The organism is Piscinibacter sp. PDB5-1, from assembly GCF_056676035.1.
The window spans coordinates 1,087,694-1,113,690 of the sequence record NZ_JBWVZL010000002.1; the positions used below are offsets into that span (position 1 = coordinate 1,087,694).

General features: G+C 66.2%; 25 protein-coding genes. 6 read left to right on the forward strand and 19 right to left on the reverse strand.

Translation table 11 applies throughout. The features are described from left to right. Positions 1-100: 100 nt before the first annotated feature. The 10 genes from AC1KAT_RS12295 to AC1KAT_RS12340 all read right to left on the reverse strand — a co-directional run bounded on the left by AC1KAT_RS12295 (position 101) and on the right by AC1KAT_RS12340 (position 10,453). Positions 101-724 (reverse strand): transposase, encoded by a 624-nt coding sequence (locus AC1KAT_RS12295; protein WP_480326240.1) that lies wholly within the window; start codon positions 722-724, stop codon positions 101-103. An 84-nt stretch (positions 725-808) separates the two neighbouring features. After that, on the reverse strand, positions 809-1,951 hold the full coding sequence (locus tag AC1KAT_RS12300; RefSeq protein WP_480326242.1) for a deoxyguanosinetriphosphate triphosphohydrolase: 1,143 nt from the start codon (positions 1,949-1,951) through the stop codon (positions 809-811). Between the two features lie 14 nt (positions 1,952-1,965). Beyond that, positions 1,966-3,090 (reverse strand): 3-dehydroquinate synthase, encoded by a 1,125-nt coding sequence (gene aroB, locus AC1KAT_RS12305; protein ID WP_480326244.1) that lies wholly within the window; start codon positions 3,088-3,090, stop codon positions 1,966-1,968. After that, positions 3,065-4,783 (reverse strand): YfaP family protein, encoded by a 1,719-nt coding sequence (locus AC1KAT_RS12310; RefSeq protein WP_480326246.1) that lies wholly within the window; start codon positions 4,781-4,783, stop codon positions 3,065-3,067. Before AC1KAT_RS12310 ends, aroB begins: the two co-directional genes overlap by 26 nt. After that, on the reverse strand, positions 4,746-5,309 hold the full coding sequence (locus AC1KAT_RS12315; protein ID WP_480326248.1) for a shikimate kinase: 564 nt from the start codon (positions 5,307-5,309) through the stop codon (positions 4,746-4,748). Before AC1KAT_RS12315 ends, AC1KAT_RS12310 begins: the two co-directional genes overlap by 38 nt. A 37-nt stretch (positions 5,310-5,346) precedes the next feature. Then, positions 5,347-7,518 (reverse strand): type IV pilus secretin PilQ, encoded by a 2,172-nt coding sequence (locus tag AC1KAT_RS12320; protein WP_480326250.1) that lies wholly within the window; start codon positions 7,516-7,518, stop codon positions 5,347-5,349. Then, complete coding sequence (locus tag AC1KAT_RS12325; protein ID WP_480326252.1) at positions 7,515-8,063, reverse strand: pilus assembly protein PilP; 549 nt, start codon at positions 8,061-8,063, stop codon at positions 7,515-7,517. Before AC1KAT_RS12325 ends, AC1KAT_RS12320 begins: the two co-directional genes overlap by 4 nt. Continuing rightward, positions 8,060-8,761: a type IV pilus inner membrane component PilO gene (locus tag AC1KAT_RS12330; protein ID WP_480326254.1), complete on the reverse strand. Its 702-nt coding sequence runs from the start codon at positions 8,759-8,761 to the stop codon at positions 8,060-8,062. The genes AC1KAT_RS12325 and AC1KAT_RS12330 overlap by 4 nt, the downstream gene beginning before the upstream one ends. Positions 8,762-8,774: 13 nt before the next feature. Continuing rightward, on the reverse strand, positions 8,775-9,419 hold the full coding sequence (locus tag AC1KAT_RS12335; RefSeq protein ID WP_480326256.1) for a PilN domain-containing protein: 645 nt from the start codon (positions 9,417-9,419) through the stop codon (positions 8,775-8,777). Next, entirely contained in the window at positions 9,416-10,453 is a 1,038-nt protein-coding gene (locus AC1KAT_RS12340; protein WP_480326258.1) for a pilus assembly protein PilM, read from the reverse strand. The genes AC1KAT_RS12335 and AC1KAT_RS12340 overlap by 4 nt, the downstream gene beginning before the upstream one ends. A 303-nt stretch (positions 10,454-10,756) precedes the next feature. On the opposite strand from AC1KAT_RS12340, the gene AC1KAT_RS12345 reads away from it, so the two are divergent. Then, positions 10,757-13,120, forward strand: a complete 2,364-nt coding sequence (locus AC1KAT_RS12345; protein WP_480326260.1) for a penicillin-binding protein 1A — start codon at positions 10,757-10,759, stop codon at positions 13,118-13,120. A 164-nt stretch (positions 13,121-13,284) separates the two neighbouring features. Here the strand turns inward: AC1KAT_RS12345 and cyaY are convergent, their stop codons facing one another. Further along, positions 13,285-13,647, reverse strand: coding sequence for an iron donor protein CyaY (cyaY, locus tag AC1KAT_RS12350; RefSeq protein WP_480326262.1), 363 nt, complete (start codon positions 13,645-13,647; stop codon positions 13,285-13,287). Between the two features lie 19 nt (positions 13,648-13,666). On the opposite strand from cyaY, the gene lptM reads away from it, so the two are divergent. Together lptM and lysA are read left to right on the forward strand one after the other, a co-directional pair. Further along, complete coding sequence (gene lptM, locus AC1KAT_RS12355; protein WP_480326264.1) at positions 13,667-13,909, forward strand: LPS translocon maturation chaperone LptM; 243 nt, start codon at positions 13,667-13,669, stop codon at positions 13,907-13,909. A 3-nt stretch (positions 13,910-13,912) separates the two neighbouring features. Then, entirely contained in the window at positions 13,913-15,184 is a 1,272-nt protein-coding gene (gene lysA / locus AC1KAT_RS12360) for a diaminopimelate decarboxylase (protein ID WP_480326266.1), read from the forward strand. Between the two features lie 47 nt (positions 15,185-15,231). Here lysA and AC1KAT_RS12365 read toward each other — a convergent pair whose 3' ends face one another. From AC1KAT_RS12365 to AC1KAT_RS12390, 6 genes are all read right to left on the reverse strand, one after another. Continuing rightward, on the reverse strand, positions 15,232-16,266 hold the full coding sequence (locus AC1KAT_RS12365) for an ABC transporter ATP-binding protein (RefSeq protein WP_480326268.1): 1,035 nt from the start codon (positions 16,264-16,266) through the stop codon (positions 15,232-15,234). Further along, positions 16,253-17,245 carry an ABC transporter ATP-binding protein gene (locus AC1KAT_RS12370; RefSeq protein ID WP_480326270.1) on the reverse strand — a complete coding sequence of 331 codons (993 nt, stop codon included), beginning with the start codon at positions 17,243-17,245 and terminating at the stop codon, positions 16,253-16,255. The genes AC1KAT_RS12365 and AC1KAT_RS12370 overlap by 14 nt, the downstream gene beginning before the upstream one ends. Positions 17,246-17,260: 15 nt before the next feature. Then, positions 17,261-18,169 carry an ABC transporter permease gene (locus AC1KAT_RS12375; protein ID WP_480326272.1) on the reverse strand — a complete coding sequence of 303 codons (909 nt, stop codon included), beginning with the start codon at positions 18,167-18,169 and terminating at the stop codon, positions 17,261-17,263. Then, on the reverse strand, positions 18,166-19,137 hold the full coding sequence (locus AC1KAT_RS12380; RefSeq protein ID WP_480326274.1) for an ABC transporter permease: 972 nt from the start codon (positions 19,135-19,137) through the stop codon (positions 18,166-18,168). Before AC1KAT_RS12380 ends, AC1KAT_RS12375 begins: the two co-directional genes overlap by 4 nt. 37 nt (positions 19,138-19,174) lie before the next feature. After that, positions 19,175-19,885, reverse strand: coding sequence for a DUF3047 domain-containing protein (locus AC1KAT_RS12385; protein WP_480326276.1), 711 nt, complete (start codon positions 19,883-19,885; stop codon positions 19,175-19,177). Between the two features lie 111 nt (positions 19,886-19,996). Further along, on the reverse strand, positions 19,997-20,947 hold the full coding sequence (locus tag AC1KAT_RS12390) for a porin (protein ID WP_480326278.1): 951 nt from the start codon (positions 20,945-20,947) through the stop codon (positions 19,997-19,999). Positions 20,948-21,224: 277 nt separating this feature from the next. Between AC1KAT_RS12390 and coq7 the strand changes: the two genes are divergently transcribed. Beyond that, a complete protein-coding gene (coq7, locus tag AC1KAT_RS12395) occupies positions 21,225-21,881 on the forward strand; it encodes a 2-polyprenyl-3-methyl-6-methoxy-1,4-benzoquinone monooxygenase (protein ID WP_480326280.1) in 657 nt (218 codons plus the stop codon). A gap of 9 nt (positions 21,882-21,890) precedes the next feature. Here coq7 and AC1KAT_RS12400 read toward each other — a convergent pair whose 3' ends face one another. After that, positions 21,891-22,313: an OsmC family protein gene (locus AC1KAT_RS12400; protein ID WP_480326282.1), complete on the reverse strand. Its 423-nt coding sequence runs from the start codon at positions 22,311-22,313 to the stop codon at positions 21,891-21,893. A 326-nt stretch (positions 22,314-22,639) separates the two neighbouring features. Here AC1KAT_RS12400 and ilvA point away from each other — a divergent pair, with 326 nt between their 5' ends. Together ilvA and AC1KAT_RS12410 are read left to right on the forward strand one after the other, a co-directional pair. Next, on the forward strand, positions 22,640-24,199 hold the full coding sequence (ilvA, locus tag AC1KAT_RS12405; protein ID WP_480326284.1) for a threonine ammonia-lyase, biosynthetic: 1,560 nt from the start codon (positions 22,640-22,642) through the stop codon (positions 24,197-24,199). Between the two features lie 83 nt (positions 24,200-24,282). Continuing rightward, a complete protein-coding gene (locus AC1KAT_RS12410) occupies positions 24,283-25,368 on the forward strand; it encodes a nicotinate-nucleotide--dimethylbenzimidazole phosphoribosyltransferase (protein WP_480326286.1) in 1,086 nt (361 codons plus the stop codon). 22 nt (positions 25,369-25,390) lie between these two features. Here the strand turns inward: AC1KAT_RS12410 and AC1KAT_RS12415 are convergent, their stop codons facing one another. Further along, a complete protein-coding gene (locus AC1KAT_RS12415) occupies positions 25,391-25,981 on the reverse strand; it encodes a type II secretion system protein N (RefSeq protein WP_480326288.1) in 591 nt (196 codons plus the stop codon). Positions 25,982-25,997 lie beyond the last annotated feature (16 nt).

Genomic DNA, 25,997 nt, shown 5'->3' on the forward strand with positions numbered 1-25,997 from the left:
AAAACTGGGGATGGCGAAGAATACTTCGTAGAACCCCTGGGTTCAACGAAAAAAAATGGGGTCAGACACCTATATAGAGCAAACCCAATTTCTGCCGGAATTAATTGGGGACAGTCTTCTTTGTGGCTTTGGGCGGTCGGCCGCGCGGACGCGGCACGAGGGGACGGTCGGTACGGTCTTGCAATGCACCGAGCATGGGCTGCCCCCCGAGGGGCCAACCCCTCAGCGTCGCCTCTTCGAGGGCTCGCTGCAGCGGTGCCGCCAGCGGGCGCTCACACAAGCGCCGATAGGCAATCTCTCGGTCGAAGGGCGTGTTGCCAAGAGACCAGTATAGAGAGTGATCGCTCACAATCGCATCTTGCGACTGACCGAGGTGGTGGGCGGTGCTGGACGATTCGGCTCCTGCCCCGGCCTCGTCACCGGGCGGCCGAGCCACCGATTCGACGAATCGCATGCTGTCAAGCAAGTGCTGTTCCGGGTCGATGACCGTTGCGCGGAATCGGCCTTCCCACAATCCGCCGGTGCGCGCATGGCGCCGGTTGAAGTAAGCACCGTAGCGCCGGCCAAGCGCTTGCATCAGGCGACTGAGGCTGTCGTGCGACACCGGCGTTGCAAGCAGGCGCAGTTCGTTGTCACCCAACCCATAGGCATGGATGGCGACGCCGTGTGCCCGGGCCGCCTCGCCGAGCATGTCGCGAAAAGTCCGCCGGTCGGCGTCGTCCAAGAAGACCGCCTGCCGGTTGTGCCCGCGGTGGATGAGCACATGCGGCCACCCGGCCACGCTGAGTCGCGGGAGACGCGCCATGGCTCAGCTGGCGAACAGTCGGCGTCCGGTGAGGCGCTCGTGTTCGCGCAACGCGAAGCGGTCGGTCATGCCGGCGATGTAGTCGGCCACGGCGCGCAGGCTGAAGGCCTCGTCCGCCGAGGGCGGCCAGGCCAACGGGTCGGCGGTGTAGGCGGCGAACAACTCGCGCACGACATCCTTGGCGCGCGAGGTGGTCTCCATCACTTGCGGATGGCGGTAGAGGTTGTCGCGCAGAAAGCGTTTGAGTTCGCGGCTTTCCTGCGCCATGCCCTCGCTGAAGCAGATCAGCGGCGGCGCCGCGCGCACCTCGTCCACGTCGCGGGGTGCGTGTTCGCGCAGGCGACGGGCCGACGCGTCGAGCACGTCGTAGACCTGCGCCGAGAGCATCCGGCGGATGCTCTCGAACAGCAGGCGACGGCCCTGCAACTGCGGGTGGGCCTCGAGCGCTTCGCGCCGGTAGCGCGCGAAGAGTGGCACGTCACCGATCTGGTCAAGGCTCAAGAGGCCCGAGCGCACCCCATCGTCCACGTCGTGCGCGTTGTAGGCAATCTCGTCGGCGAGGTTGCACAGCTGCGCTTCCAGCGACGGCTGGCCGCGTGTGATGAAACGGTTGGCCACGCCACCGGGCTCCTGGGCCTCCAGGCGCTGCGCGCGGGCGAGCGAACAATGCTTCAGCACCCCCTCGCGCGTTTCGTAGGTGAGGTTGAGGCCGTCGAAGTCGGGGTAACGCTGCTCCAAGGCATCGACAACCCGCAAGCTCTGCAGGTTGTGCTCGAAGCCACCGCTGTTCGGGTCGGCGGCTCGCAGGCATTCGTTGAGCGCGTCTTGTCCGGCGTGCCCGAAGGGGGTGTGCCCGAGGTCATGCGCCAATGCAATCGCCTCGACGAGGTCCTCGTTCAGCGCCAGCGTCCGGGCGATCGAACGGCCGAGTTGGGCGACCTCGAGCGAATGCGTCAAGCGCGTGCGAAAGAGATCGCCCTCGTGGTTGAGAAAGACCTGCGTCTTGTAGACCAGCCGCCGAAAGGCTGTGCTATGGACGATGCGGTCGCGGTCGCGTTGGTGGTCGTTGCGCGTGGGCGCGCCTGGTTCTGCGTGCCGCCGGCCGCGACTTCGCTGCGGGTGGCTGGCATGGACCGCCAGTTGCATCACGGCCTCACGGGTCAGGCCACGTGGGCGGCGATCACCTCGCGCACCAAGGCGTCGGGTGCTCCCCGCACGGCGGCCTTGCCCGGCGATTCGATGACAACGAAGCGGATGTCACCCGCTTCTGACTTCTTGTCTAAGCGCATCAGCTCGACATAGCGCTCGACACCCAGGGCAGGCCCATGTGTCGGCAGGCCGGCGCGTTCAACCAGGTGACGGATACGGTCCGCATATGCAGGCGTGATCAGCCCCAGCCGTTCGGACAAGGTGCTGGCCATCACCATGCCGCAGCCCACCGCCTCACCGTGCAGCCACTCGCCGTAGCCCAGGCCCGCCTCGATGGCGTGGCCGAAGGTGTGACCGAAGTTCAAGATGGCCCGCAGGCCAGACTCGCGCTCATCGGCCCCCACCACGCGCGCCTTGATCTCGCAGCTGCGCTGCACCGCATGGGCCAGCGCCTGCCTGTCACGGGCCAGCAGCTTTGAGAGATTTTCTTCAAGCCACGCAAGAAAGTCGTCGTCAGCGATGGGTCCGTACTTGATGACCTCGGCGATGCCGGCAATCAGCTCACGCTGCGGCAGGGTGTCCAGCACGTCGAGGTCGATCAGGACCAGCTCGGGCTGGTAGAACGCGCCGACCATGTTCTTGCCGAGTGGGTGGTTGACGGCGGTCTTGCCACCGACCGATGAATCCACCTGAGACAGCAAGGTCGTCGGCACCTGCACGAAGGGCACGCCACGCATGTAGGTCGCTGCCGCGAACCCAGTGATGTCCCCCACCACGCCCCCGCCCAGCGCATAGAGCGTGGTGCGTCGATCACAGCCACCCGACAGCAGGTGGTTGAAGATCAGGTTCAGCGTGTCGAGCGTCTTGTACTGCTCGCCATCGGGCAAGGCGAGCACCGAGACCTTGCGGTGCAGCCCCGCCAGCGAGGCGGCCAAGCGCTCTGCGTACAGCGGCCCCACGGTCGAGTTGGTGACGATCACCGCATCGGCTGTGGGCTTCGGCGCCCGCCACCGGGGCATCTGGTCGATCAGACCAATGCCGATGTGAATGTCATAGCTTCGTTCACCCAGATGCACCGGCACCGAGCGCTCGGTGCCGGGTTGGGCCTCATCAGTTCGGTACGCAGGCCTGTCCATTGGCTCCATTCTGATTGGCATCGGCCGGCTGATCAATGCGCCAACGGTTGTAGCGGTAGAGCGTCATCGCGCAGTTCGAACCGATCTGCAGGTCGAAGAGGTGCCAATAGCGAGCCGAACCTTCGCCGGCAGGCGGCGTGAACACCACGGTGCGCCCACCGTAGTTGAGTTCGACTCGCGTCGGCGAGCCCGTCATCCCGGGGTTGAACGTGCCACTGAAGTTGTGCAGATAGAACCGGTACACCCCTGCCTTCGGACGGCGGATGGTGGTGACCTCTGGTCCGTTTCCGCTGGTGTCGTCGACATCGAGGCTGGCATACGGTTCGGCCGAGAGTGAGCCCGACCCGCCGTAGTACACGTGCGTTCCGCCCGGCACCCGCAGGTGCGAGTCGATGTCGAAGGGCGTCGGGCCCCAGGTCAGGCGCATCGTGATGCCGTTGCCGCTGGGCACCGACAGGCAGGTCGGGAGAGTCATGTTGCTCGAACCCACGACCGTGCTGATCGCGTTGCTGAGGAACACCCCGCGCTGTCCTTGAATGATCACCGTGGACCCCGGCTTCGCCGACACGACGAAACGCCCGTTCGAATCCGTCGTTGCGTAGTTGACGCCGCTGTAGTCGATGCCTTCGATGGCGACACGCGTGCTGGCCGCCGGGTTCTGGGCTTCGTCGACGACGCAGCCAGTCACCTGGACGGGACTGACCAAGGGCGCACCCACCATCCATAGGCCGAAGGCGTCGATCACGCCCTGGTAGTAGGTGCCATCGCCCGACAGCGTTGCGGCACCCGCATCGGCCCAATAGCCGGTGCCAGTGTCCAGTCGGTACATACGCGCCGATGCCGGCGGCGAATCGTTGCGCGAACTGACCGGAATGCGCGCCGTGACCGTGCTGCCCACCGCCATCCGGATGTCTTGCGTCGCAATGATGTTGGCACCGCCAAAGCTTTCGAGGGGCACGCCCGCCCCGGCCGCGTAGTCACCGGACAGCAGGTAGGGGTCGGCCCCGGGCGAAATCGGTGTGACCCGCGCGTCGAAGTTCGTTGTCAGCACGGCATTGCTCTGGTCGGTGACAGAAGATGCAGGGAAAGTCACCTGCGCCGGCGTTCCAGCCGCAACCACCGAGCCGCCCGCAGCGGGGTCCACCGAGGAGGGGGTGCCCTGAGGCACCAGCTTGAAGAGATGGCTCGACGGCGGGTCGCCGAGGATCTCGATCGGCCGGTAGAGAGATTCATAGCCCGCAGCTGCTGCGCGAATCACGGTGCGGCTGGTCGCTGCGTACGTCTCGGTTGAGAAGAAGCCGCTGCTGTCGGCCGTCATCACGAGACTGCCAAGGGTCCCGGTCGACCCACCCAGCGGGGTACCGGTCTGGGCATTCACGACAGTGCCCTGCACGTCGGCGGTGCTGACCTGGATGGTGGCGTCCGGGGTGGGCAGCGGACCATCACCACTCGAACCGCTTCCGCCACCCGAACCGCCGCCGAAGCCTGGCGCGCCCGATCCTGGACCAAACGCGGGTGCCCCTGCGCCATCCGACTGGAACGGTGCGGTGCCGCTTTCGCTGCCGCCGCCGCCGCAGGAAACCACCAGCAACGCAGCTGAAATCCATGCCGCAAGACGCCCGGGCCGCACGTGTTTCCCTCGCATCGCCATCCCCTCAAAGTTCTCGCTGGTGGTCGCCCTGGCGACCGGCATTTGTTGACTGGCCGTGAATGGCCGCTAGATCGACTTGCATCGCCACCATGTTGACAGTGTGCTGGACGCTCGCGTGCCCCGTTTCAACCACAAAGTGCGCAACCGATTCATAAATCGGACCGCGAACGGCGGCCAGTTCCTGCAGCCGTTGGCGCGCGTCCCCTCCTTGCAGTAAGGGACGACGGGTGTCGTTCTTGAGCCGTCGCCACAGCACTTCGATCTCGGACTTCAGGTAGACGACGGTGCACTGGTTGCGCAGTACTTCGCGGGTGTCGGGGCGAAGAACCGCCCCCCCGCCCGTGGACAGCACAAAGGCACGCTGGTCGCAGAGTTCTGCGATGACCTGCGCCTCGAGGTCACGAAAGACCGCCTCGCCCTGCTGCTCAAACATGTGCCGGACGCTCATGCCCGCCCGCTTCTCGATTTCTTCATCAGAGTCGAGAAAGGGCACGCCCATGCGCTTGGCCAGGTGCTTGCCGACGGTGCTTTTGCCCGACCCGGGCAACCCGACCAACGCAAGCTTCATCTCTGACCGACACTCAGCCGGAGCACTGCCCGTCAACTCAGCGAGCGGCAGATCGGTCGCTGATCACCTTCGGCGTGATGAACACCAGCAGTTCGGTCTTGCTCGATGTCTTCGAGCGGGTTTTGAACAGATTGCCCAGCACCGGGATGTCACCCAGGTACGGCACCTTGGTCACGTCTTCACGCTCACTTTGCGTGTAGATGCCGCCGATGACGACGGTGCCGCCGTTCTCGACGAGCACCACGGTACGCACATGCTTGGTGTCGATGGCGAAACCCGCCGAGGTGCTACGCCCAACGCTGTCCTTGTTGACATCGACGTCGAGGATGATGTTGCCCTCAGGCGTGATCTGCGGTGTGACTTCCAGCTTGAGGTTGGCCTTGCGGAATTGCAGCGCGGTGGCGCCACTCGAGGTCGCCGTCTGATAGGGCAATTCTTCACCCTGCTCGATCAAGGCCTTGACCTGGTCGGCCGTCACCACCCGCGGGCTGGAGATGATCTTGCCCTTGCCGTCGGCTTCCAGGGCCGACAGTTCCAGATTCAGGAACCGGTTGGCCGAGGCACTGAACAGCGACAGCGCGAACGTGGCCGCGTTGTAGTTGTTCTGCGACTGAGCTGGCAAGTTGACGAACTGGCTGTCATTGAACGGGAGGCTGGTCGTCGTTGTTTGCAGAGTCTGCGCCCCGATCGCGTTCATATTGCCGCCGATGGCCACGCGGCTGTCACCGGTCGTGCCGTAGCCCGGCAGCCCACCGCGCAAGCCTCGCAAATCGGTGGCACCGATCTTCGCGCCCAGCGAGCGACCAAAGGTGTCGCCCGCCTCGACGATGCGCGCCTCGATCAACACCTGCCGCACCGGCACGTCGATCTTCGCAATGAGCGCCTGAATTTCCTCGAGCTTCGATGGAATGTCAGTCACAAACAACTGATTTGTGCGGGTCTCGTAGATCACGCTGCCGCGGTCTGTGAGGATGCGGTTCGACTTGTTGCTCCCGGAGCCGCCACCGCCGCCACTCTGCCCCTCACCCGTCAGGCCCTTGGCGACCGAGTCCACCCGGGTGTAGTTCAGCTGGAACGATTGCGTGCGCACTGGCTCCAGATTCGCAATGGCGGCCCGCTGCTCGAACTCGACCTTCTCGCGTGCCGTGATCTCGTCTTTCGGCGCAATCCAGATGACGTTCCCGGCCTTGCGCATGCCCAGACCCTTGGCCTGGAGAATGACGTCGAGCGCCTGGTCCCAAGGAACGTCCTTGAGTCGCAGCGTCACGTTGCCGGTGACGGTATCGCTCGTCACGATGTTGAAGTTCGTGAAATCGGCAATCACCTGCAGCAAGGCGCGAACTTCGATGTTCTGGAAGTTCAGCGAGAGCTTCTCGCCGGCATAGCCCGGCCCTTGCACCAGCTTGTTCGGATCGATTTTTTGCGTGCGCACCTCCAGCACGAACTGCGTGTCGGTCTGGTAGGCACTGTGTTCCCAGTTGCCCCGTGGTTCCACGACCATGCGGACCCGGTCGCCACTCTGGAAGGTGGCCACGGATTGAACCGGTGTGCCGAAGTCGGTCACGTCGAGCCGGCGCCGCATGCTTTCTGGCAACGTGGAACGCAGAAACTCGACCACCAGGCTCTGGCCTTGCTGGCGGATGTCCACCCCGACTTGCGTGCTGGGCAGGTCCACCACGACGCGGCCCGCGCCATCGGGGCCGCGACGGAAGTCGATGCCACGCAACGACTGCGGCGCGCTGTTGAGGCTGTCCGCAAAGTGCGTCGGCTCGGTCGATGCCGAACTGGTCGAAGCCGCCACGGCGCCGTCCAAGATCACCAGCAGCACCTTGCCTTGCAACTGTGCCTTGTAATTGACCGCCTGCTTGAGGTTGAGGACGACACGGGTGCGTTCACCGGCCTGCGCCACGGTGACAGATCGCACGTTGCCCTGGTTCAACTCCTGCGTCGAACGTCCCATCGCGTTGCCGACACCCGGCAGGTCAAGCGCAATGCGCGGAGGCGCCTGGATGGTGAACCCCGCGGGCAACGCGGTGAGCGGCTCGGACAGTTCGATGCGCACGATGTCCGAACCGGACTGCTGCGTCGCGTTGATCGACTGGATGGCGTTCTGTGCCTGAGCCGACACGCTGGCCCCGATGAACAACGCGAGAGCCAGGACACGAGCCGGCCACTTACCCATCATGTTTTTCTCCTGCATTCCGTTCATCGCGCAGCCTCCTGAAGCTGAAGAGAGCTGGTGCGCTCCGTCCATTCACCCGCCGCGTCCTGAACGACCTCCCGAAGGGAGACTTCAGTCTCGGTGATCTTTGTGATCCGTCCGTAGTTCTGGCCAAGATAGTCACCCGTCTTGACTTGGTAGAGCAGCTTGTCGACTCGCAGCAAGGCGTACTGCCGCCCTTGCTTCACGACGCTGCCGACCATGCCCATGCTGTCCAGCGGATAGGCTTCAAGCGGTTCCTTGCGGCGGTTGATTTCAGCCGCCAACAGGGAGTTCGGCTGACGGGCCTCTTGCTTGAGGGCCACCGTCAGCTTGCGGTCACTGAAAGGTTCGACACCGTTCGCGGCGATATACGGCTGGGGGTCGAATTTTTTCGGCGGCGACAGCGGAGAGACGTTCGGCTTGGCCTCACGCTTTTCCTGCTCGATCCACTGCTGGAGCTCTTCTTCTCCGCTGGTGCACGCGCTCAAACCCAGCGATGCACCGACGATCAGAAAAAGCGCTCCTCGACAGGACATGTGTCGAAGCTTCATTTCTTGGCCCCTGCGTTCTTGGCCTTGGCCTTCGCGGCCTGCTGCTCGCTGAGCTCCGCAGAGTCCAGGTAGCGGTATGTACGCGCCATGGCCTCCATCGAGAGCACGCCGGACACATCCTTGCTGTCCTTGCTGGCCGTGATGTTCAGGTTGTGCAAGGTCACGATGCGCGACAGGTTGGCCACGTCGGCCGCGAAAGAGCCGATGTCGTGGTACCGGCCCGAAACCTTGATCGAGATTGGCAACTCAGCGTAGTAGTCCTTCACCACCCCCTGCCCCGGGCGGAACAACTCGAACTGCAGCCCGCGCCCCAACCCGGCCTGGTTGATGTCCGACAGCAAGGCATCCATCTCGGCCTTGCCCGGCAACTGCTTCTCAAGCTGGGTCACGTACTCTTCAACCTGGGTCTTCTGCTTTCGCAGCTCTTCGAGGTTGACCGCCTGCGCCAGCTTGCCGCGATAGTCCTGCTTGAGGCTAGGCTCCTTGGCGCGCTCGGCCTCCAGTTCGTCGTTAACCCCGGACAGGAGAAGAAACCACCCCAGGAGCACGGCGCCCGCCGCCACGGCCACCCAGGTGGCCAACTTGGGCAGCAGGGGCCATTGGCCCGGCTCGTTCGGATTGAGCCCGCGAAACTGCCCTGCGGCAGCTTCGAAGACCGAGTTCAGGTCGATGTTGACGGATTTCGATTGCGTCGCCATGGCGGGTCCAGATTCAAGAAGCCTTCACGGCGGCCTTGGCCGGCACTTTGCCCGGCGCACTTGCGGCCGACGCGGCCTCGGCTGCAGCAGGCAGCTTGATGCTGACCCGTACCGAGAAGTCCGACAAACGCCTTTGATCACTGCGAGCGGCGGCACCTTGGCCCTGAGGCGTCGCCACCTTGATCTCGACCAACTCCGGCTTGGTCAACCACTCGGAGTTGTTGGCGGTGTTGCGCAGCAACTCGGACACCCGTTCGTTGGTTTGAGCCAAACCGGCAAGGGTCAAGATCTGGCCATCCTGCTTGATGCTGGTGTAGTAGACGCCCTCGGGCGTTTGCTTCACGAGTTCATTGAGCACGTGCACCGGGACGTTGCGATCGACCTGCAGGTCTTCGACCGCTTTCTGGCGCGCCTTGAGGGCGTCGATTTCAGCGCGAAGGGTGGCGATGTCCTTGATCTGCGTTTCGAGCTTGCGAATTTCGGACTTGAGGAACTCGTTGCGCCCTTGTTGCGTCGACGTCATCTGCTGCAACACGAGGAACCACATCGCCACGACCAGCGCACCGCTGGCGGCGGCGAGACCCAGACCCAGGAAGAAGGCCGCGCGGCGGCGCTTGCGCTTTTCTTCCCGATGGGGGAGCAGGTTGATCAAGATCACTGCAGGAACCTCCGCATGGCCAGCCCGCAAGCGGTGAGGTACGAGGGCGCTTCACGGCGCAGCTTGCTTTCTCGCACCGCAGAGCCGAGCTTCATGTTTTCGAACGGATTCACGACCATCGAGGCGAAGCCGGTGAGTTCGGTGACGCGGTCCTTCAGACCCGGCAAGGTCGCGGTGCCCCCGGCCAGCATCACATAGTGCACCTTGTGGTGCGGCGTGCTGGTGAAGAAATACTGCAGGGCCCGGCCGATCTCTTGCGAGAGGCTGTCCACGAAGGGCACGAGGATGGAGCTCTCGTAGTCTTCGGGCAGGTCGGCGGCGAGCTTCTTCTGCTCGGCCTCTTCGAACGAAAACCCGTACTGCCGCGAAATGAGTTGCGTGAGCTGCGAGCCCCCGAAGGCCTGGTCGCGGTCGTACAACATCTCTTCGTCGCGCAGCACCTTGAGGCTGGTAGTGTCCGCGCCGATTTCAAACAGCGCCACCAAGGCGTCTTTGCCCTCGTTGGGCAGCGAACTGATGATGCGCCCCATGGCCAGACGAGACGCGTGCGACTCGATGTCGAGCACCACAGGCTTCAGACCGGCCGCTTCAGCCAAACCCTGGCGGTCTTGCACACGGTCTTTACGCGACGCAGCGATCAGCACCTCGACGTCACCCACCGAAGTGGGGCTGGGGCCGATCACCGAGAAGTCGAGGCTGACTTCGTCGAGCGAGAAGGGGATGTACTGGTTGGCTTCGGTCTCGACCTGCATTTCGAGTTCTTCCTCGCGCAGGCCGGCCGGCAGCATGATCTTCTTGGTGATGACCGCCGACTGCGGCATCGCCATCACGACCTGCTTGGTCTTGGTGCCGCTTTTTGTGACCACACGACGGACTGCGTCGGCCACTTCGTCGAATTTCTCGATTTGGCCGTCGGCGATCCAGCCTTTTTCGAAACCTTCGGAGGCAAACCGCTCCAGCACATATTCACCGGTGGCTGTTTGTCGCAATTCGACCAGCTTGACGCTGGAAGAGCTGATGTCCAAGCCGATCATCGGTGGATGCTTGCGACCCAACAACATGTCTAAGAGGCTCACGACGGCTTTCCCCCAACGCGCGACAGCAGGCGCCGGACTGTTAAGAAGTTACTTCAATGCTAGCAGTAAAGCCTTTGTGCAAAAAAGATTTTTCCCTTTTTAACATCCGTCTCCCGTTGCAAAACCAAGACGTAAACGGACGTGATAAACCGCCGTCCAGGGTTCTCCCTGAGATGTTGGTAAGTATTTGCCAACCAGTTCACACTTCGGCGAGCCCCGAGGGTCGATTCCTATAATCGCCGCCACTTCAACGGGAATGTCATGAGCGAAAACGAGCGTCCGTCCTCTTCCGAATCGCGACGGACGACGGCCTTGCCGACCTGGGCGCGCGGGCCGATGCGGGTGTTGGGCTGGGTCGTGGGCCTGGGCGCCGCCGCGGCACTGGCGGGGCTGCTGCTGATCGCGCTGGCGCTGGCGGTGGCCTACCCGGGCCTGCCTGAAATCAGCGGCTTGGCCGACTACCGCCCCAAGCTGCCGATGCGCGTGTACTCGGCCGATGGCGTGCTGCTGGCCGAGTTCGGCGAAGAGCGCCGCAACTTCGTGCCGATCCAAGAAATCCCGAAGGTCATGCGTGACGCCGTGCTGGCGATCGAGGATTCACGGTTCTACCAGCACAGCGGGGTCGACTACGTCGGCGTGCTGCGCGCGGGCATCGCGCAGTTGAACGAGTCGCGCAGCCAGGGCGCCTCGACCATCACGATGCAGGTGGCGCGCAATTTCTACCTGTCGAGCGAGAAGACCTTCACCCGCAAGATCTACGAGATCCTGCTGGCACTCAAGATCGAGAGCCTGCTGAGCAAGGACCAGATCCTCGAGGTCTACATGAACCAGATCTTCCTCGGCCAGCGCGCGCACGGGTTCGCGGCGGCGAGCGAGATCTACTTCGGCAAGCCGCTGAAAGACATCTCGATCGCCGAGGCGGCGATGCTGGCCGGCCTGCCGAAGGCGCCCTCGGCCTACAACCCCATCGTCAACCCGAAGCGGGCGACGGTGCGGCAGCAGTACATCATCGACCGCATGCGCGACAACGGCTTCATCAGCGCCGAAGAGCAAGAAGCCGCGAAGGCCCAGGTGCTGAAGTACCGCACGCCCACCCAGGCAGCGGTGCACGCCGAGTTCGCGGCCGAGACCGCGCGGCAGATGATCTTCACGCAGTACGGCGAAGACGCCTACAGCCGCGGCCTCAACGTCCACCTGACGTTGCAGTCGGGCGAGCAGACCGCCGCCTACCGCGCGCTGCGCAAGGGCATCATGGATTACGAGCGCCGGCAGGTGTACCGCGGCCCCGAGGCCTACATCGACTTGCCCAAAGACGCCAAGGACCTGGACGCACGCATCGCCGAAGCCCTGGTCGATCACCCCGACAACGACGAGTTGCGCGCCGGCGTGGTGCTGCAGGCCGACCCGCGCCAGGTGGTCGCGGTGCTGCAGAGCGGCGAGTCGATCACCGTCAAGGGCGAGGGCCTGAAGCCGGCCGCCTCGGGCCTGTCGGCCAAGGCGAGCCCGAAGGTGCAGGTCCGCCCGGGCGCGGTCATCCGGCTGATCAAGAACGCCAAGGGCGACTGGTTCATCACCCAGCTGCCCGAGGTCGAGGGCGCGTTCGTGTCGCTCGACCCGCGCACCGGCGCCCTGCGCGCGATGGTCGGCGGCTTCGACTACGCCAAGAACAAGTTCAACCACGCCACGCAGGCTTGGCGGCAGCCCGGGTCGAGCTTCAAGCCTTTCATCTACTCGGCGTCGCTCGAAAAGGGCTTCACGCCGGCGACGGTGATCAACGACGCGCCGCTGTTCTTCGATGCCGGCACCACCGGCAGCCAGCCCTGGGAGCCGAAGAACTACGACGGCACCTTCGACGGCCCGATGTCGATGCGGCGCGCACTGGCCAAGTCGAAGAACATGGTGTCGATCCGCATCCTGCAGGCCGTCGGGCCGCAAGAAGCCCAGGCCTGGGTCTCGCGCTTCGGTTTCGACGCCGAGAAGCACCCGCCGTATCTGACGATGGCGCTCGGTGCCGGCTCGGTGACCCCCCTGCAGATGGCCTCGGCTTATGGCGTGTTCGCCAACGGCGGGCACCGGCTGAACCCGTACCTCATCAGCCGCGTGACCGACAGCAAAGGCAGGCTTCTGAGCGAAGCCAAGCCGCAGGGCCTGGACGAAGGCAACCGCGTGATCGACGCACGCAATGCCTTCGTCACCAACAGCCTGCTGCAAGAGGTGACGCGCTCGGGCACGGCCGCCCGCGCGCCGGGGGCGCTCAAGCGCAGCGACATCGCCGGCAAGACCGGCACGACCAACGACGCGAAAGACACCTGGTTCGCCGGCTACCAGCGCAGCCTGGTGGCGGTGGTGTGGATCGGCTACGACAACCCGCGCAAGCTGGGCGACCGCGAAACCGGCGGCGGCCTGTCGCTGCCGGTGTGGATCGACTACATGGGCTATGCGCTCAAGGGCGTGCCGCCCGACGAGCCCAGCCCGCCGGACGGCCTGCTGAACCTGGGCGGCGAGTGGTACTACGAGGAGTACGCCCACGGCCAGGGCGTCAGCGCGGTCGGCCTGGACGACAAGCTGCCGGCAGCGCCGACCGAAGAAGAGAAAAAGGGCATCCTCGACCTCTTCACGCGCTGAGACGGCGGGCGCGCCTCCTGCCGCGCGGGCACATCTGGCGCCTGCCGATCTTTGAAGACGCGTCGCCGTACACCCGTACTGCAGCGCTTCTCAGCGCAAGCCGAGCCCGCTCGCGACGAAATCCCCCACCCTCTCGGCCACCGCGGGTGGCCGGCCGGCGCGCATCAGGCGGGTGGGACGAACTTCAGCGGCTTGCCCGCCTGTTCGCTGGCGCAGGCCGACACCGCCTCGAAGAACTCGCGCCCGTCGCGGGTGTCAAGCCAGCGGCCGTTCACGTGCTTGTAGTGGAAGCCCCCCGAGCGTGCCGCGAGCCACAGCTCGTGCAGCGGCGGCTGGGTGTTGAGGATCAGCTTGCTGCCATTCGGAAAGCTCAGTTCCAGCAGGCCACCGGTGCGGTGCGTGTCGATGTCGATCACGTCGTCTTGCAGCCACTGATCGACCGTCGCCTCGATGCAGCCGAGCACCGCGCTGGTGATTGCGTCGTACTGGGCGTCGGTGAGGGGCGTGGCGGCAAGGTCAGCGGTCATGGCCGGTAAACTTCGAGGGATGAGGCAACAGCGTTCGAGTGTAGCGGCCCCCCTTTCCATCACACGCCTCGCGGGCGCTGCGCTGGTGCTCGCGGCCTTGGCCGCCTGCGGGCAAAAAGGGCCGCTGCGCCTGCCGGGGACCGAAGCGCCGAAGAAAGCTTCGTCGGTCGCCGCGCCATCGTCACCACCGGCATCCCCCTCGGCCACGAACGCCCCGCCCAACCCCTCTTCACCTGCATCTGCGGCCTCGGCGCCGCGCTGACCCATGACGCTCCCCGGTTCTCCTCACGTGGCCCGTCGTGGCCGCGAACTCTTCGTCGAAGGCTGTGCCGTGAATGCGCTGGCCGACCGCTTCGGCTCGCCGCTGTACGTGTATTCGAAGGCCTCGATGCTGGAGGCGCTGGCCTCGTACCAGCGGGCGCTCGCCGGGCGCGATCACCTGATCTGCTACGCCATGAAGGCGAACTCGAACCTCGCCGTGCTGCAGCTGTTCGCGCAGGCCGGTTGCGGCTTCGACATCGTTTCGGCCGGTGAGCTCGAACGTGTGCTCGCCGCCGGCGGCGACCCGGCCAAGGCGGTGTTCTCGGGCGTTGGCAAGACGCGCACCGAGATGCGCCAGGCGCTCGAAGCCGGCGTGATGTGCTTCAACGTCGAGAGCGAGGCCGAGCTGGAGCAGCTCTCGCAGGTCGCCCAGCAAACCGGCCGCACCGCCCACGTCAGCCTGCGCGTGAACCCCGACGTGGATGCCGGCACGCACCCGTACATCTCGACCGGCCTGAAGGGCAACAAGTTCGGCGTGGCGCACGAGCGCGCGGTGGCGAGCTACCAGCGTGCGGCCCGCCTGCCGGGGCTGAAGGTGGTCGGCATCGACTGCCACATCGGCTCGCAGATCACCGAGGCCACGCCCTACCTCGACGCACTCGACCGCGTGCTCGACCTGGTCGAGGCGATCGAAGCACAAGGCATTCCCATCCACCACCTCGACTTGGGCGGAGGCCTGGGCATCACCTACACCGACGAGGTGCCGCCGACGGCCGAGGCGCTGGTGCGTGCCCTGCTGGCGCGCATCGACGCGCGTGGCCACGGGCACCGCAAGATCGTCTTCGAGCCGGGCCGTTCGCTGGTCGGCAACGCCGGCGTGCTGGTCACCGAGGTACTGTACCTGAAGCCGGGCGAGGCCAAGAACTTCTGCATCGTCGATGCGGCGATGAACGACCTGATGCGCCCCGCGATGTACGAAGCCTGGATGGGCATCGTGCCCTGCGCCGAGCGCGACACGCCGGCGCAGACCTGGGACGTGGTCGGCCCGGTGTGCGAGTCGGGCGACTGGCTGGGCCGCGACCGCAGCTTCGCCGTGCAGGCCGGCGACCGGCTGGCGGTGCTGTCGGCCGGCGCCTACGGCATGAGCATGGCCAGCAACTACAACACGCGCGGCCGCGCCGCCGAGGTGCTGGTGTCGGGCGAGCAGGCCTTCCTGATCCGCGACCGCGAGACGCCGCGCCAGCTGTTTGCCGGCGAGCACCTGCTGCCGGGTTGATCGCGCCGGGGTGGCGCGCTTCGAGCGCCGCCGCCTCGCAAGGGCAACTACAAGCGCCCTTCTTCCACCGCGTGGCACGCGACGCGGATCGCCCCCGCCGGCAACAGCGCGGGCCGCTCGCGGCGGCAGCGCGCGTTGGCGTGCGGGCAGCGCGGGTGAAAAGCGCAGCCGGGGGGCGGCGCCATCGGGTCGGGCGCCTCGCCGGCCACGCCCTCGCGCACGGTGCCGACGCGCGACACATCGGGCACGGCATCGAGCAGCAAGCGCGTGTAGGGGTGACGCGGCTGGGCATACACCTCGGCCGTCGGGCCTTGCTCGACGATGCGCCCGAGGTACATCACCGCCACCGCGTGGCTGACCTGGCGCACCACGGCCAGGTTGTGCGAGATGAAGAGGTAGCTGAGGCCACGTGCGGCCTGCAGGTCGCGCATGAGGTTCAGCACCTGCGCCTGCACCGAGACATCGAGCGCCGAGGTCGGCTCGTCGCAGACGATGAAGTCGGGCGACGCGGCCAGCGCCCGCGCGATGGCGATGCGCTGCCTTTGCCCGCCCGAGAACTGGTGCGCGTGGCGGGTGCGGTCGCTGGCGGCCAGGCCGACGTCTTCGAGCAGGGCTGCCACGCGCGCGTCGGTCTCGGCACGGGTCTGCACCAGCCCGTGTTCGAGCAAGGGTTCGGCGACGATGTCGCGCACCGACCAGCGTGGGTTGAGGCTCGCGTACGGGTCTTGGAAGACCATCTGCAAACGTCGGCGCAGCGCGCGTGCCTGCGGGCCGTGCAGCGCCGTGCCGAGGTCGTGGCCGTCGAGCCGCACATGGCCGGCGTCGGGTCGGTACAGGCCGACCAGCAAGCGCGCGACCGTGCTCTTGCCGCAACCCGATTCGCCGACCAGGCCCAGCGTGCGGCCCCGTTCGATGTCGAAGCTGACGCCCTCGACCGCCTGCACGCGGCGCCGCGGCTGGCGCGCCAGCACACGCTGCAGCCAGGGGATGCGCACATCGAAGTGCTTGGCGAGGTCGCGCACCTCGACCAGCACCTCACGCGGTGTGCTGGCATCTGGCAGCGGATGTTCAGGCTGGCTCATGTCGCCCCGCTGTCGAGCCATCGTGCAACCAGCAGGCGGCCTGCGATGCACCAGCGGCCAGCAGCGCCGGGCGCTCTTGCCGGCAGCGCTCGAAGGCCTGCGGGCAGCGCGGGTGAAAGGCGCAGCCGGTGGGCAAGGCATCGAGGCGCGGCATGCTGCCGTCGATCTGCCGCAGGCGACCGATGGGCGCGTCGAGTCTCGGTATCGAGGCCATCAGGCCCACCGTGTACGGGTGCGCCGGCGCGTGCACGATGGCCTGCACCGGGCCGATCTCGACGATGCGGCCGGCGTACATCACCGCCACGCGGTCGCAGGTTTCGGCGATCACGCCCATGTCGTGCGTGATGAGCATCACCGCCGTGCCACGTTCGCGGCACAGGCGCTTGAGCAGCGCCATCACCTGCGCCTGCACCGACACGTCGAGCGCCGTGGTCGGCTCGTCGGCGATCAGCAGGCGCGGCTCGCCGGCCAGCGCCAACGCAATCACCACCCGCTGGCGCATGCCGCCCGAGAACTGGTGCGGGTACTGGTCGATGCGCTCGGCGGCGCCGGCGATGCCGGTGTCTTGCAGCAGCGCGATGGCCCGCGCACGGGCCTGGGCCGAGTCCAGCGGCAGGTGCGTGCGCAGCGTCTCGACCAGTTGCTGACCGATGGTGCGCAAGGGGTTGAGCGCGGTCATCGGGTCCTGGAACACCGCGCCGATCTGCCGCCCGCGCAGCCGGCGCAGGGCCTCGGGTGACAGGTCGTCGATGCGTTGGCCGTCGAACACGACCTCGCCGCCGACCACGCGGCCGGGGGGCGGCAGCAGGCCGATGATCGCCGCGCCCGTCAGCGACTTGCCGGCCCCCGATTCGCCGACCACGCCCAGCACCTCGCCGGGTGCGATGTCGAACGACACCGCATCGAGCGCGCGCAGCGCCCCGCCGCGCGCCGGAAACTCGACGCTCAGTTGGCGGACGTGCAGCAGCGGGTACGGCATGGGCGCTCGCATCGGTCAGCGCAGGCGCGGGTCGAGCGCATCGCGCAAGGCATCACCCAGCAGGTTGACGCTGACCGCAATGAGCACCAGCGCGAGCCCCGGCCACAGGGCGATCCACCACTCGCCCGAGAACAGAAAGTCGTTGCCGATGCGCACCAGCGTGCCCAGCGACGGCGAGGTGACCGGCATGCCCACACCCAGGAAAGACAACGTCGCCTCGATGAGGATGGCCGCCGCGAGTTGCAGCGTGGCCAGCACCCACACCGGGCCCATCACGTTGGGCAGCACGTGCCGCCGCATGATGCGCAGGGCGGGCACGCCGATCACGCGGGCGGCCTGCACGTAGTCTTTGCCGCGCTCGACCATCGCGCCACCGCGCACGGTGCGCGCATAGGGCACCCAGCCGCTGAGCGAGATGGCGGCGATCAGCACCAGCGGGGCCAGTTCGGCGTGCGCGCGCGGCAAGAGCGCACGGCCGATGCCGTCGATCAACAGCGCCAGCAAGATCGCCGGGAAGGACAGCATCACGTCGCAAATGCGCATCAGCACCGCATCGACCCGCCCGCCCACATAACCCGCGACCAGCCCCAGCGGCACGCCGATGGCCAGCGACAGCAGCACCGACGCGGCCCCCACCATCACCGACAGGCGCGCGCCATGCAGGATGGCCGACCACAGGTCACGGCCCTGGTCGTCGGTGCCCAACCAGTGCGCACGGCTGCCCTCGGCCATCCACGCAGGCGGCAGGCGGGCATCCATCAGGTTCAACGCGGCCAGATCGAAGGGGTCTTGCGTCGCCAGCCAGGGCGCGAAGGCCGCGCCGAGCACGCAGGCGAGCGCAACGCAGGCGGCCGCCGTCACGGCCGGTGATGCGAACACGGCCTGCGTCAGCGCGGCCCGGAGCGACCCGCTGGTCTCGCTCATGCCGCCGCCGCCCGCAGGCGTGGGTCCACCACCCAGTACAGCAGATCAACCACCAGGTTGATCGACACGAAGATCAGCGACACGAGGCACAGGTAGGCCGCCATCACCGGCACGTCCGCATGCGTCACCGCCTGGATGAACAGCAGCCCGAGGCCCGGCCACTGGAACACCGTCTCGGTGATGATCGAAAACGCGATCAGCGAGCCGAGCTGCAAGCCGGCCACCGTGAGCACCGGCACCCAGGTGTTGCGCAGCGCATGGCCGAAGTGCACGGCCCGGTCCGACAGCCCCCGCGCCCGCGCGAAGCGGATGAAATCGGCGCGCATCACGTCGAGCATCTCGGCACGCACGAGGCGCACGATCAGCGCGATTTGAAACACCGCCAGCGTGACGGCCGGGAGCAGCAAGTGCCGCCAGCCATCCAGCGACAGCAGGCCGGTCGTCCACGCGCCCAGCGCGACCACCTCGCCGCGCCCGAAGCTCGGCAGCCAGGCCAGGTGCACCGAAAACACCAGGATGAGCCCGATGCCGACAAGGAAGGTCGGCATCGACACGCCGAGCAGCGAAGTCGCCATCAAGGCGCGGGCGAACCACCCGTGGCGGCGCAGTGCGGCATAGACGCCGACCGGCACGCCGATCGCCAGCGAGAGCAGCGCGGCGACCGCGGCCAGCTCCAGCGTGGCCGGCAGGCGCTCCGCCATCAGTTCGGACACCTTGCGGCCCTGCCGCAGGCTGACGCCGAACTCGCCTTGCGCGGCCTGCCCGATGAACTGCGCGAACTGCACCGCCGCGGGTCGGTCCAGCCCCAGCTCGGCACGCAATTGCTCGCGTAGTTGCGGGGTGGCTTCCTGCCCGACCAGGTTCGCCACCGGGTCGCCGACGTGCTGGAACAGCAGAAAGGCGATGAACGCCACCGTCAGCAGAACGGCCGCAGCTTGAAGAAGACGTCGAAGGACGAAGGCCAGCATCGCGCGCGATTGTCGGCGATGCCTTGCGGCGAAGCGCTCAGAGTGGCTTGCCGTCGGCGCGGGTCAGCACGATGTCGCCGTAGTAGGCGCGCACCCGCGTCTGCGTGTTGTCGCTGTCGGTCATGACCGCCACACCGACCAGGGCGCCTGGGTCCTCACCGAAGGCCTGGCGAAAGTCGGCGGTGATCGACCGCGTGTGGCTGCGCCAACGCTTCACGTGCATCGGCCCCGAATCGAGCACGATCTTGCGGATGCGCGACGAGCGGTTGCCGTGGATCACTGTGCCCGGCTCGGCCTTGGTGTCCCACACGTACATCAGGGTGGCATAGGGCGGCGCTTCGCCCGAGAGCGTGTGCGCCAGGTCGAACAGCAAGCGGTCCTTGGCCGACAGCCGCGAGCGGTCCCCCTCGAAGGCCAGCAGCACCCGCACCGGCGAGTCGGCCGCATCACCATCACTCAAATTCGCCGACTCGATCAACTGCGGCACCAGCCACGAAAACGACACCGCGCCGATGTCACCCGGCGGCAGGTGCACCGGCCGCCGCCACATGCTGGCCGAACGGTCGGCATCCGCCCGGATCACGGACTTCCCGTCGATCCACGCGGCGGCATAGCGGGTCTTGCGCTTGCCCGGAAAGGCGAAGTCACTCCAGGCGGCCGCAGCCGGGGCGGTGATGGCTTGCGCATCCGCCTGGGTCGCCGGAACGCCATCCCCGGACGCGCACGCCACCAGCGATGCACTCGCCACGATCCATGTCCATCGCCTCACCATCACCCCGCGCTGCTACCGCCCCCATGAAAAGAAAAAAGCCACCCGGAGGTGGCTTTTGGTTGAACGAAGCTGCGAAGCAGCGTTCGATCAGAAGTTGTGCTGAATGCCGAAGTCGTAGCCGGTCTTCTGCACGTCGCCAACCGGCGTCGTGACCTTGCTGTCGCGTGCGAAGTCAGCGTAGAGCTTCGTGCGCTTCGACAGGTTGTGGTGGTAGCCGAGGCCCATGCGGCTGTTCACCGTGGTCGAGCCAACCTTCAGGGTGGCGTAGCCCACCTTGATGTCGCCGGCGCCGACGGTGATGTTGGCACCGATCAGCGAACCCTTGACCTTGGCGTTCGTGTTGGTGGTGCCGTTCGAAACCATGCCGCTCAGCAGCACAGGGCCGAACTTGTAGCGCGCACCGATGTTGGTGATGTCGTCGTTGACGCCCGTGGGATCATCATGACCGATACCAACGAACAGAGGACCAGCCGTGTACGTGGCCGACAGCGAGAGCGGGCGGTCAGCGCCAGTGGCTTCAGCAACCGTGGCCGACACGGCGAAACCCGACAGCAGGGGGCTGCTGTACTGCACGGAGTTGTTGTGGCGAACCGGGGGCACACCAGCGTTGATGCCAGCGCCGATGTTGCGCAGAGCAGCGACGGTCTCACCAGCGAACGGATCGATCACAGACTGCACGTTCGCGAACGCCGAGGTGTAGTGGCGGCCGAGGGTCACGGTGCCCAGCGAGGCGCTGCGCAGACCCACGAAAGAGAAGCCATTCCAGAACGGGGTCGACAGCGTGCCGTCGTCCACGTTGAAGCGGTGTTCGATCGCGAACACGGCACCCAGGCCACCGCCCAGGTCTTCGTAGCCACGGAAGCCAATGCGGCTGCCGTTCGGGCCACCGGCGTTGTCCAGAACTTCCTTGTTGTTGCTGGCGATTTGCTTGCCGACGGCGGCATCGATCTTGCCGAAGATCGTCACCGACGAAGCTTGGGCGAAAGCAGAACCTGCGAAAGCGCCCAGAACGGCGAGAGCGAGAAGAGATTTTTTCATTGCGACTATCTCCTAAGTTGAACACGAGGTCCTGATCGAGAGTGGCGCTCTTGCGCCCATCAGGCCGAAACTCCTCATCGGAAGTTGGCGTATTCCACCAGAGGCATCGAGCGATTGCCAAGGATGGCAGTCCGAATCGTGCAAGGCCTGTTGCCCAGGAACAACGTGACCGGCCGGCGACACAGGCGCAAATTCGCGCGCCATGCCCGGGGGTGGCGCCTTCGATGTCGGCTTTCGGGATACGCTGCAGCCCCGCCCCATGCATCCTCGTATTGACATGACCGCCGCACCGCGTAGAGCGTCGATTTCCCCCTTTGACCGCTGGATCTCGGCCGCAGACGGGGTCTTGAAGACCCTGTCGGGTTCGCATGGCAGTGCCCGCCCGCTGCCCGCCCAGCACATCGTCGCCAGCGAAGACCTGACGGAAAGCGACAAGCAACTTTCCGGCCGCTTGATGCGGGTCAACCACGTCGGCGAAGTGTGCGCGCAGGCGCTCTACACCTCGCAGATGCTCGCGGCCCGCGACCCGGCGTTGCGCGAATCGTTGGAACAAGCCGCGCGGGACGAACTGGACCATCTGGCCTGGACACAACAGCGCTTGCGCGAACTGAACGCCCATGCCAGCTGGTTGAACCCGCTCTGGTACGCAGGCGCCTTCGGCATCGGCTGGGTGGCGGGGCGGCTCGGAGACCGCGTGAGCCTCGGGTTCGTGTCGGAAACCGAGCGCCAAGTCGAGCACCACCTCACCAGCCACCTCGACCGCCTGCCCGTCAACGACCACGCCTCACGCGCCATCGTTCAGCAGATGCGCGAGGACGAAGCACGCCACGCGCAAGAGGCCGAGGAGGCTGGCGGCATGCCCTTGCCCGCCCCCGTGCGTCTCGCGATGCGTTTGGCGGCAAAGGTCATGACCTCCACGGCCCACCACATCTGAACGCCGCCGTCAGACTTCGACTACCTCGTGACTGGTCGTGATTTCGGCGGTTTTGCCCAGCATGATGCTGGCCGAACAATACTTTTCGTGCGACATCTGGATGGCACGCTGCACCGCCGCTTCGGGCAGCGACTTGCCGCTCACGATGAAGTGCATGTGGATGCGCGTGAAGACTTTCGGATCGGTCGGCGCACGTTCGGATGTCATCTTGAGCTGGCAACCTCGCACGTCATGCCGGCCGCGCTTGAGGATCAGGACCACGTCGTAGGCGGTGCAGCCGCCGGTGCCGGCGAGCACGGTTTCCATCGGGCGAGGCGCGAGGTTGCGGCCGCCACCATCGGGGGCGCCGTCCATCATCAACACATGCCCGCTGCCGGTTTCAGCGACAAATCCCATTCCGCTCGCGGCCAGCCAATTGATCGTGCATTCCATTTTTTGCCCCAGAAACCGTCGAATTTCATGAAAAGAGGCGCATTGTGCCCGGCACCCCCGAGCGGGTGGGCCACGGGATGTTGCGACCCCAGAATGCAGCCGCTACACTTCTTTTGCTGACGTCGCCCATCAACTCGCTGTGTGACGTCTACCGTTTGTCTCCTCCACCTCCTCCATTGGTGGATTCAGCCCAAGGCAGCAATGTCTTGGGCTCTTTTCTTTGTGCGTCGGTTGCGCGATCTCCTTGAAGCGCTTGCCAGCGGACGGCGTCGGGCCCTGACATATCATCCGACGCCCTTTGATCCGACACGCCGAGAGGAGACCGCATGGCCGGCCGCGCCACCGACCACACCCCGCGCAAGCGCACAAAAACCGGTGTGGCGGACTACCTGCAGCGCATCCTCAACGCACGCGTCTACGACGTGGCGATCGAGACCTCTCTCGACCCTGCCAAGAACCTGTCCGCGCGGCTGAACAACCGCGTGCTGCTCAAGCGTGAAGACACGCAGCCCGTGTTCAGCTTCAAGCTGCGCGGCGCCTACAACAAGATGGCGCACCTGACGCCGCTGCAGCTCAAGCGCGGCGTCATCTGCGCTTCGGCCGGCAACCATGCGCAGGGCGTGGCGCTGAGTGCGCAGCGCATGGGCTGCCGGGCGGTCATCGTGATGCCGGTGACGACCCCCCAGCTCAAGATCGACGCGGTGCGCGCCCTCGGCGGCGAGGTGGTGCTCGAAGGTGAAAGCTACTCGGACGCCTACCAGCACGCGCTCCAGCTCGAACGCAGCGGCGGCCTCACCTTCGTGCACCCGTTCGATGACCCCGACGTGATCGCCGGCCAAGGCACGATTGCGATGGAGATCCTGCGCCAGCACCAGGGCCCGATCGACGCCGTGTTCGTCGCCATCGGCGGCGGCGGGTTGATCTCGGGTGTTGCGGCCTACATCAAGGCGGTGCGGCCCGAGATCAAGGTGATCGGCGTGCAAACCACGGACTCCGACGCCATGGTGCGCTCCGTGAAGGCCGGCAAGCGCGTGCAGCTGCACGATGTCGGCCTCTTTTCAGACGGCACGGCGGTGAAGCTTGTGGGCGAAGAAACCTTCCGGATCACGCGCGAGTTGGTGGACGATTTCATCGTGGTGGACACCGACGCCGTCTGCGCCGCGATCAAAGACGTCTTCCAGGACACCCGCAGCGTGCTGGAGCCCGCCGGTGCGCTGGGTGTCGCTGCGATCAAGCAGTACGTCGAACGCGAAAAGGCCAAGGGCCAGACGCTCGTGGCCATCACCTGCGGCGCGAACATGAACTTCGACCGCCTGCGTTTCGTGGCCGAGCGCGCCGAGGTCGGTGAAGAGCGCGAGGCGCTGTTCGCGGTGACGATTCCCGAAGAGCGCGGCAGCTTCAAGCGCTTCTGTGAGCTGATCGGACCACGCAGCGTCACCGAATTCAACTACCGCATCTCGGACGACCGCCAGGCCCATGTCTTTGTCGGCCTCTCGACCAGCAACCGCGGCGAGCCGGACAAGATCGCGCGCAGCTTCGTCAAGCACGGCTTTGCGACCGTGAACCTGACCGACGACGAACTCGCCAAGGAGCACGTGCGCCACATGGTGGGCGGGCGCAGCGAGCTGGCGCGCGACGAGCGCCTGTACCGATTCACCTTCCCCGAGCGGCCCGGGGCGCTGATGCGCTTCTTGTCGAGCATGCACCCGAGCTGGAACATCAGCCTCTTCCACTACCGCAACCAGGGCGCCGACTACGGGCGCATCCTGGTGGGCATCCAGGTGCCCAAGGGCGACAAAAAGGCGTTCAAGCAGTTCCTCGACGGGCTGGCCTACCCCTGCGTCGATGAAACCGACAATCCCGTGTATCGACTGTTTCTTCGTTGAACCTGGCGTTGCCCGGGGCCGATTGGGCCCCGACAATCGGGTGTCATTCTTGCTGATCGGCCCTTGCCCGACCTTCGCCCGACATGCCCGTCAACCGTTCGCTCATTTCACCCACGGCCAACCCGGTTCTCGAACAGGCCATCCGGGACAAGCTCGCCCGGCGCAGTGAAGTCACGGGCAACCTGGGCGAACTCGAGCCGCTGGCCGTGCGCCTGGGCCTGATTCAGAACACTCTGAAGCCGCGCTTCAAGTCGCCGCAGATCGTGATGTTCGCAGCCGACCACGGCCTCGCGGTCGATGGCATCAGCCCGGCGGGGCAGCCTTCCACCGCCCGGCTGGTGAACAACCTGCTCACGTCGCGACTGCCGGTGTCGGTGTTCGCGCACATCCAGGGCATGCACCTGAGCGTGGTCGATTGCGGCGTGGCCGAACTCGTCACGCCGCATGCGCGGCTGATGGCCCGCAAGATCGCCCATGGCACCCGCAACGCACGCGTCAACGTCGCGATGACGCTGGACCAGGCGCACGCAGCCATCCGCGCCGGCATGGAAATCGGCGACGCGCTGCCCGGCAACGTGGTCGCCTGCGCCGGCATCGGCGTCGGCGCGCACGAGAGCGCGGCGCTGGTGCTGTCGGGCCTGACCGGCGAACCGGTGCGCGAGTTGGTGTCGCCCCACACCGAGCCGCGGGCCGAGGGTGACTCCGAGCAGCACAACCACCTGCTGATGGTCTTGCAGGCCGCGAAGAACCGGCACCGGGAGTTGAACGACCCGGTTGAGGTGCTGGCGGCCTACGGCGGTTTCGAGATCGCGATGATGGTCGGCATGATGCTGGTCGCGGCCAGCAAGCGGCACCTGATCATGGTCGATGGCATGTCGGCCTGCGCCGCCTTGATGGTGGCCGCGCGCATTGCCCCGACCGTCACCGACTACTGCATCTTCTGCCGCAGCCATGGCCACGGCGGGCTCACCCGGGCGCTGTCGCTCTTTCACGCCGCGGCACTGCTCGAACTGGGCATGGAAAGCACCGACGGTACCGGCGCGACGCTGGCCTTCCCTCTGGCCCGCAGCGCGGCGGCCTTGTTGACCGAGGTGGCCGAAGGTGAAGACCCGGGCCCGTCTCAGCCGGCAGAAATGATGCCGCCGCTGTCGGCCGCCACGCCGCTCTGAGCCTGCGGATCGGATCGCCGCGTCAGCGTGGCGCGCCCGGGTTGGGCGGCGGCGCGAATTGCTGCATTTGCTCGGGCGGAATGTTCACCCGCAGTTCCCCCGGATCCAGGGCCGGCACAGCGGGGGCATTCACGCTGGGCATCTCGATGCCCGGCGCCGTGGGCAAGGTGCCCGTCGCAGGCATGGGCAGGGCCGGCACCTCGAGCACGATGGTCGCCGGCCCTTCCAGCGGCCCGATCGAGGCACTGCGCTGGCTCACGGTCTTCAGGTACAACTGATCTTCAATGCGCGAGCCGGCAATGAAGGGACGTGCGGGCTTGTCGTCGATGGCAATGAGCGCGACCCCGGGCGCCGTGCCTTCGGCGGTGGTGCGACCGGCCATCACACCGATGAGTTTGAAGCGGTTGTTGACGGGGGCGGCGGCGACCGTGTCCGTGGCCACCGGCGCCGCCCCGAAAAGTCGCGTCAGGTCGCTGCCGAGGCTGACCGACTCATCGACGGCCAAGGCGCCCGCAGGGGCCGCGACGGGGCTCACCACGAGGCGCAAACCCCAGAAAACGGCTGCTGCCGCCACCAGGGCCCAGATCACGAAAGCTGACAATCGAGAAGGCATGGAGGAATTATGATTG

What these genes read in the sequence shown, in the direction of transcription:
- lptM (WP_480326264.1), top strand. Translation starts at nt 13,667, where the DNA reads ATGAGGCAACAGCGTTCGAGTGTAGCGGCCCCCCTTTCCATCACACGC.
- AC1KAT_RS12320 (WP_480326250.1), bottom strand. Translation starts at nt 7,518, where the DNA reads ATGAACGGAATGCAGGAGAAAAACATGATGGGTAAGTGGCCGGCTCGT.
- aroB (WP_480326244.1), bottom strand. Translation starts at nt 3,090, where the DNA reads ATGGACAGGCCTGCGTACCGAACTGATGAGGCCCAACCCGGCACCGAG.
- AC1KAT_RS12375 (WP_480326272.1), bottom strand. Translation starts at nt 18,169, where the DNA reads ATGAGCGAGACCAGCGGGTCGCTCCGGGCCGCGCTGACGCAGGCCGTG.
- AC1KAT_RS12380 (WP_480326274.1), bottom strand. Translation starts at nt 19,137, where the DNA reads ATGCTGGCCTTCGTCCTTCGACGTCTTCTTCAAGCTGCGGCCGTTCTG.
- AC1KAT_RS12310 (WP_480326246.1), bottom strand. Translation starts at nt 4,783, where the DNA reads ATGCCGGTCGCCAGGGCGACCACCAGCGAGAACTTTGAGGGGATGGCG.
- AC1KAT_RS12315 (WP_480326248.1), bottom strand. Translation starts at nt 5,309, where the DNA reads ATGAAGCTTGCGTTGGTCGGGTTGCCCGGGTCGGGCAAAAGCACCGTC.
- AC1KAT_RS12340 (WP_480326258.1), bottom strand. Translation starts at nt 10,453, where the DNA reads ATGATCGGCTTGGACATCAGCTCTTCCAGCGTCAAGCTGGTCGAATTG.
- AC1KAT_RS12365 (WP_480326268.1), bottom strand. Translation starts at nt 16,266, where the DNA reads ATGAGCCAGCCTGAACATCCGCTGCCAGATGCCAGCACACCGCGTGAG.
- AC1KAT_RS12410 (WP_480326286.1), top strand. Translation starts at nt 24,283, where the DNA reads ATGCCCGTCAACCGTTCGCTCATTTCACCCACGGCCAACCCGGTTCTC.
- AC1KAT_RS12400 (WP_480326282.1), bottom strand. Translation starts at nt 22,313, where the DNA reads ATGGAATGCACGATCAATTGGCTGGCCGCGAGCGGAATGGGATTTGTC.
- AC1KAT_RS12325 (WP_480326252.1), bottom strand. Translation starts at nt 8,063, where the DNA reads ATGAAGCTTCGACACATGTCCTGTCGAGGAGCGCTTTTTCTGATCGTC.
- AC1KAT_RS12300 (WP_480326242.1), bottom strand. Translation starts at nt 1,951, where the DNA reads ATGCAACTGGCGGTCCATGCCAGCCACCCGCAGCGAAGTCGCGGCCGG.
- AC1KAT_RS12330 (WP_480326254.1), bottom strand. Translation starts at nt 8,761, where the DNA reads ATGGCGACGCAATCGAAATCCGTCAACATCGACCTGAACTCGGTCTTC.
- AC1KAT_RS12415 (WP_480326288.1), bottom strand. Translation starts at nt 25,981, where the DNA reads ATGCCTTCTCGATTGTCAGCTTTCGTGATCTGGGCCCTGGTGGCGGCA.
- ilvA (WP_480326284.1), top strand. Translation starts at nt 22,640, where the DNA reads ATGGCCGGCCGCGCCACCGACCACACCCCGCGCAAGCGCACAAAAACC.
- AC1KAT_RS12370 (WP_480326270.1), bottom strand. Translation starts at nt 17,245, where the DNA reads ATGCCGTACCCGCTGCTGCACGTCCGCCAACTGAGCGTCGAGTTTCCG.
- cyaY (WP_480326262.1), bottom strand. Translation starts at nt 13,647, where the DNA reads ATGACCGCTGACCTTGCCGCCACGCCCCTCACCGACGCCCAGTACGAC.
- AC1KAT_RS12390 (WP_480326278.1), bottom strand. Translation starts at nt 20,947, where the DNA reads ATGAAAAAATCTCTTCTCGCTCTCGCCGTTCTGGGCGCTTTCGCAGGT.
- AC1KAT_RS12345 (WP_480326260.1), top strand. Translation starts at nt 10,757, where the DNA reads ATGAGCGAAAACGAGCGTCCGTCCTCTTCCGAATCGCGACGGACGACG.
- coq7 (WP_480326280.1), top strand. Translation starts at nt 21,225, where the DNA reads ATGACCGCCGCACCGCGTAGAGCGTCGATTTCCCCCTTTGACCGCTGG.
- lysA (WP_480326266.1), top strand. Translation starts at nt 13,913, where the DNA reads ATGACGCTCCCCGGTTCTCCTCACGTGGCCCGTCGTGGCCGCGAACTC.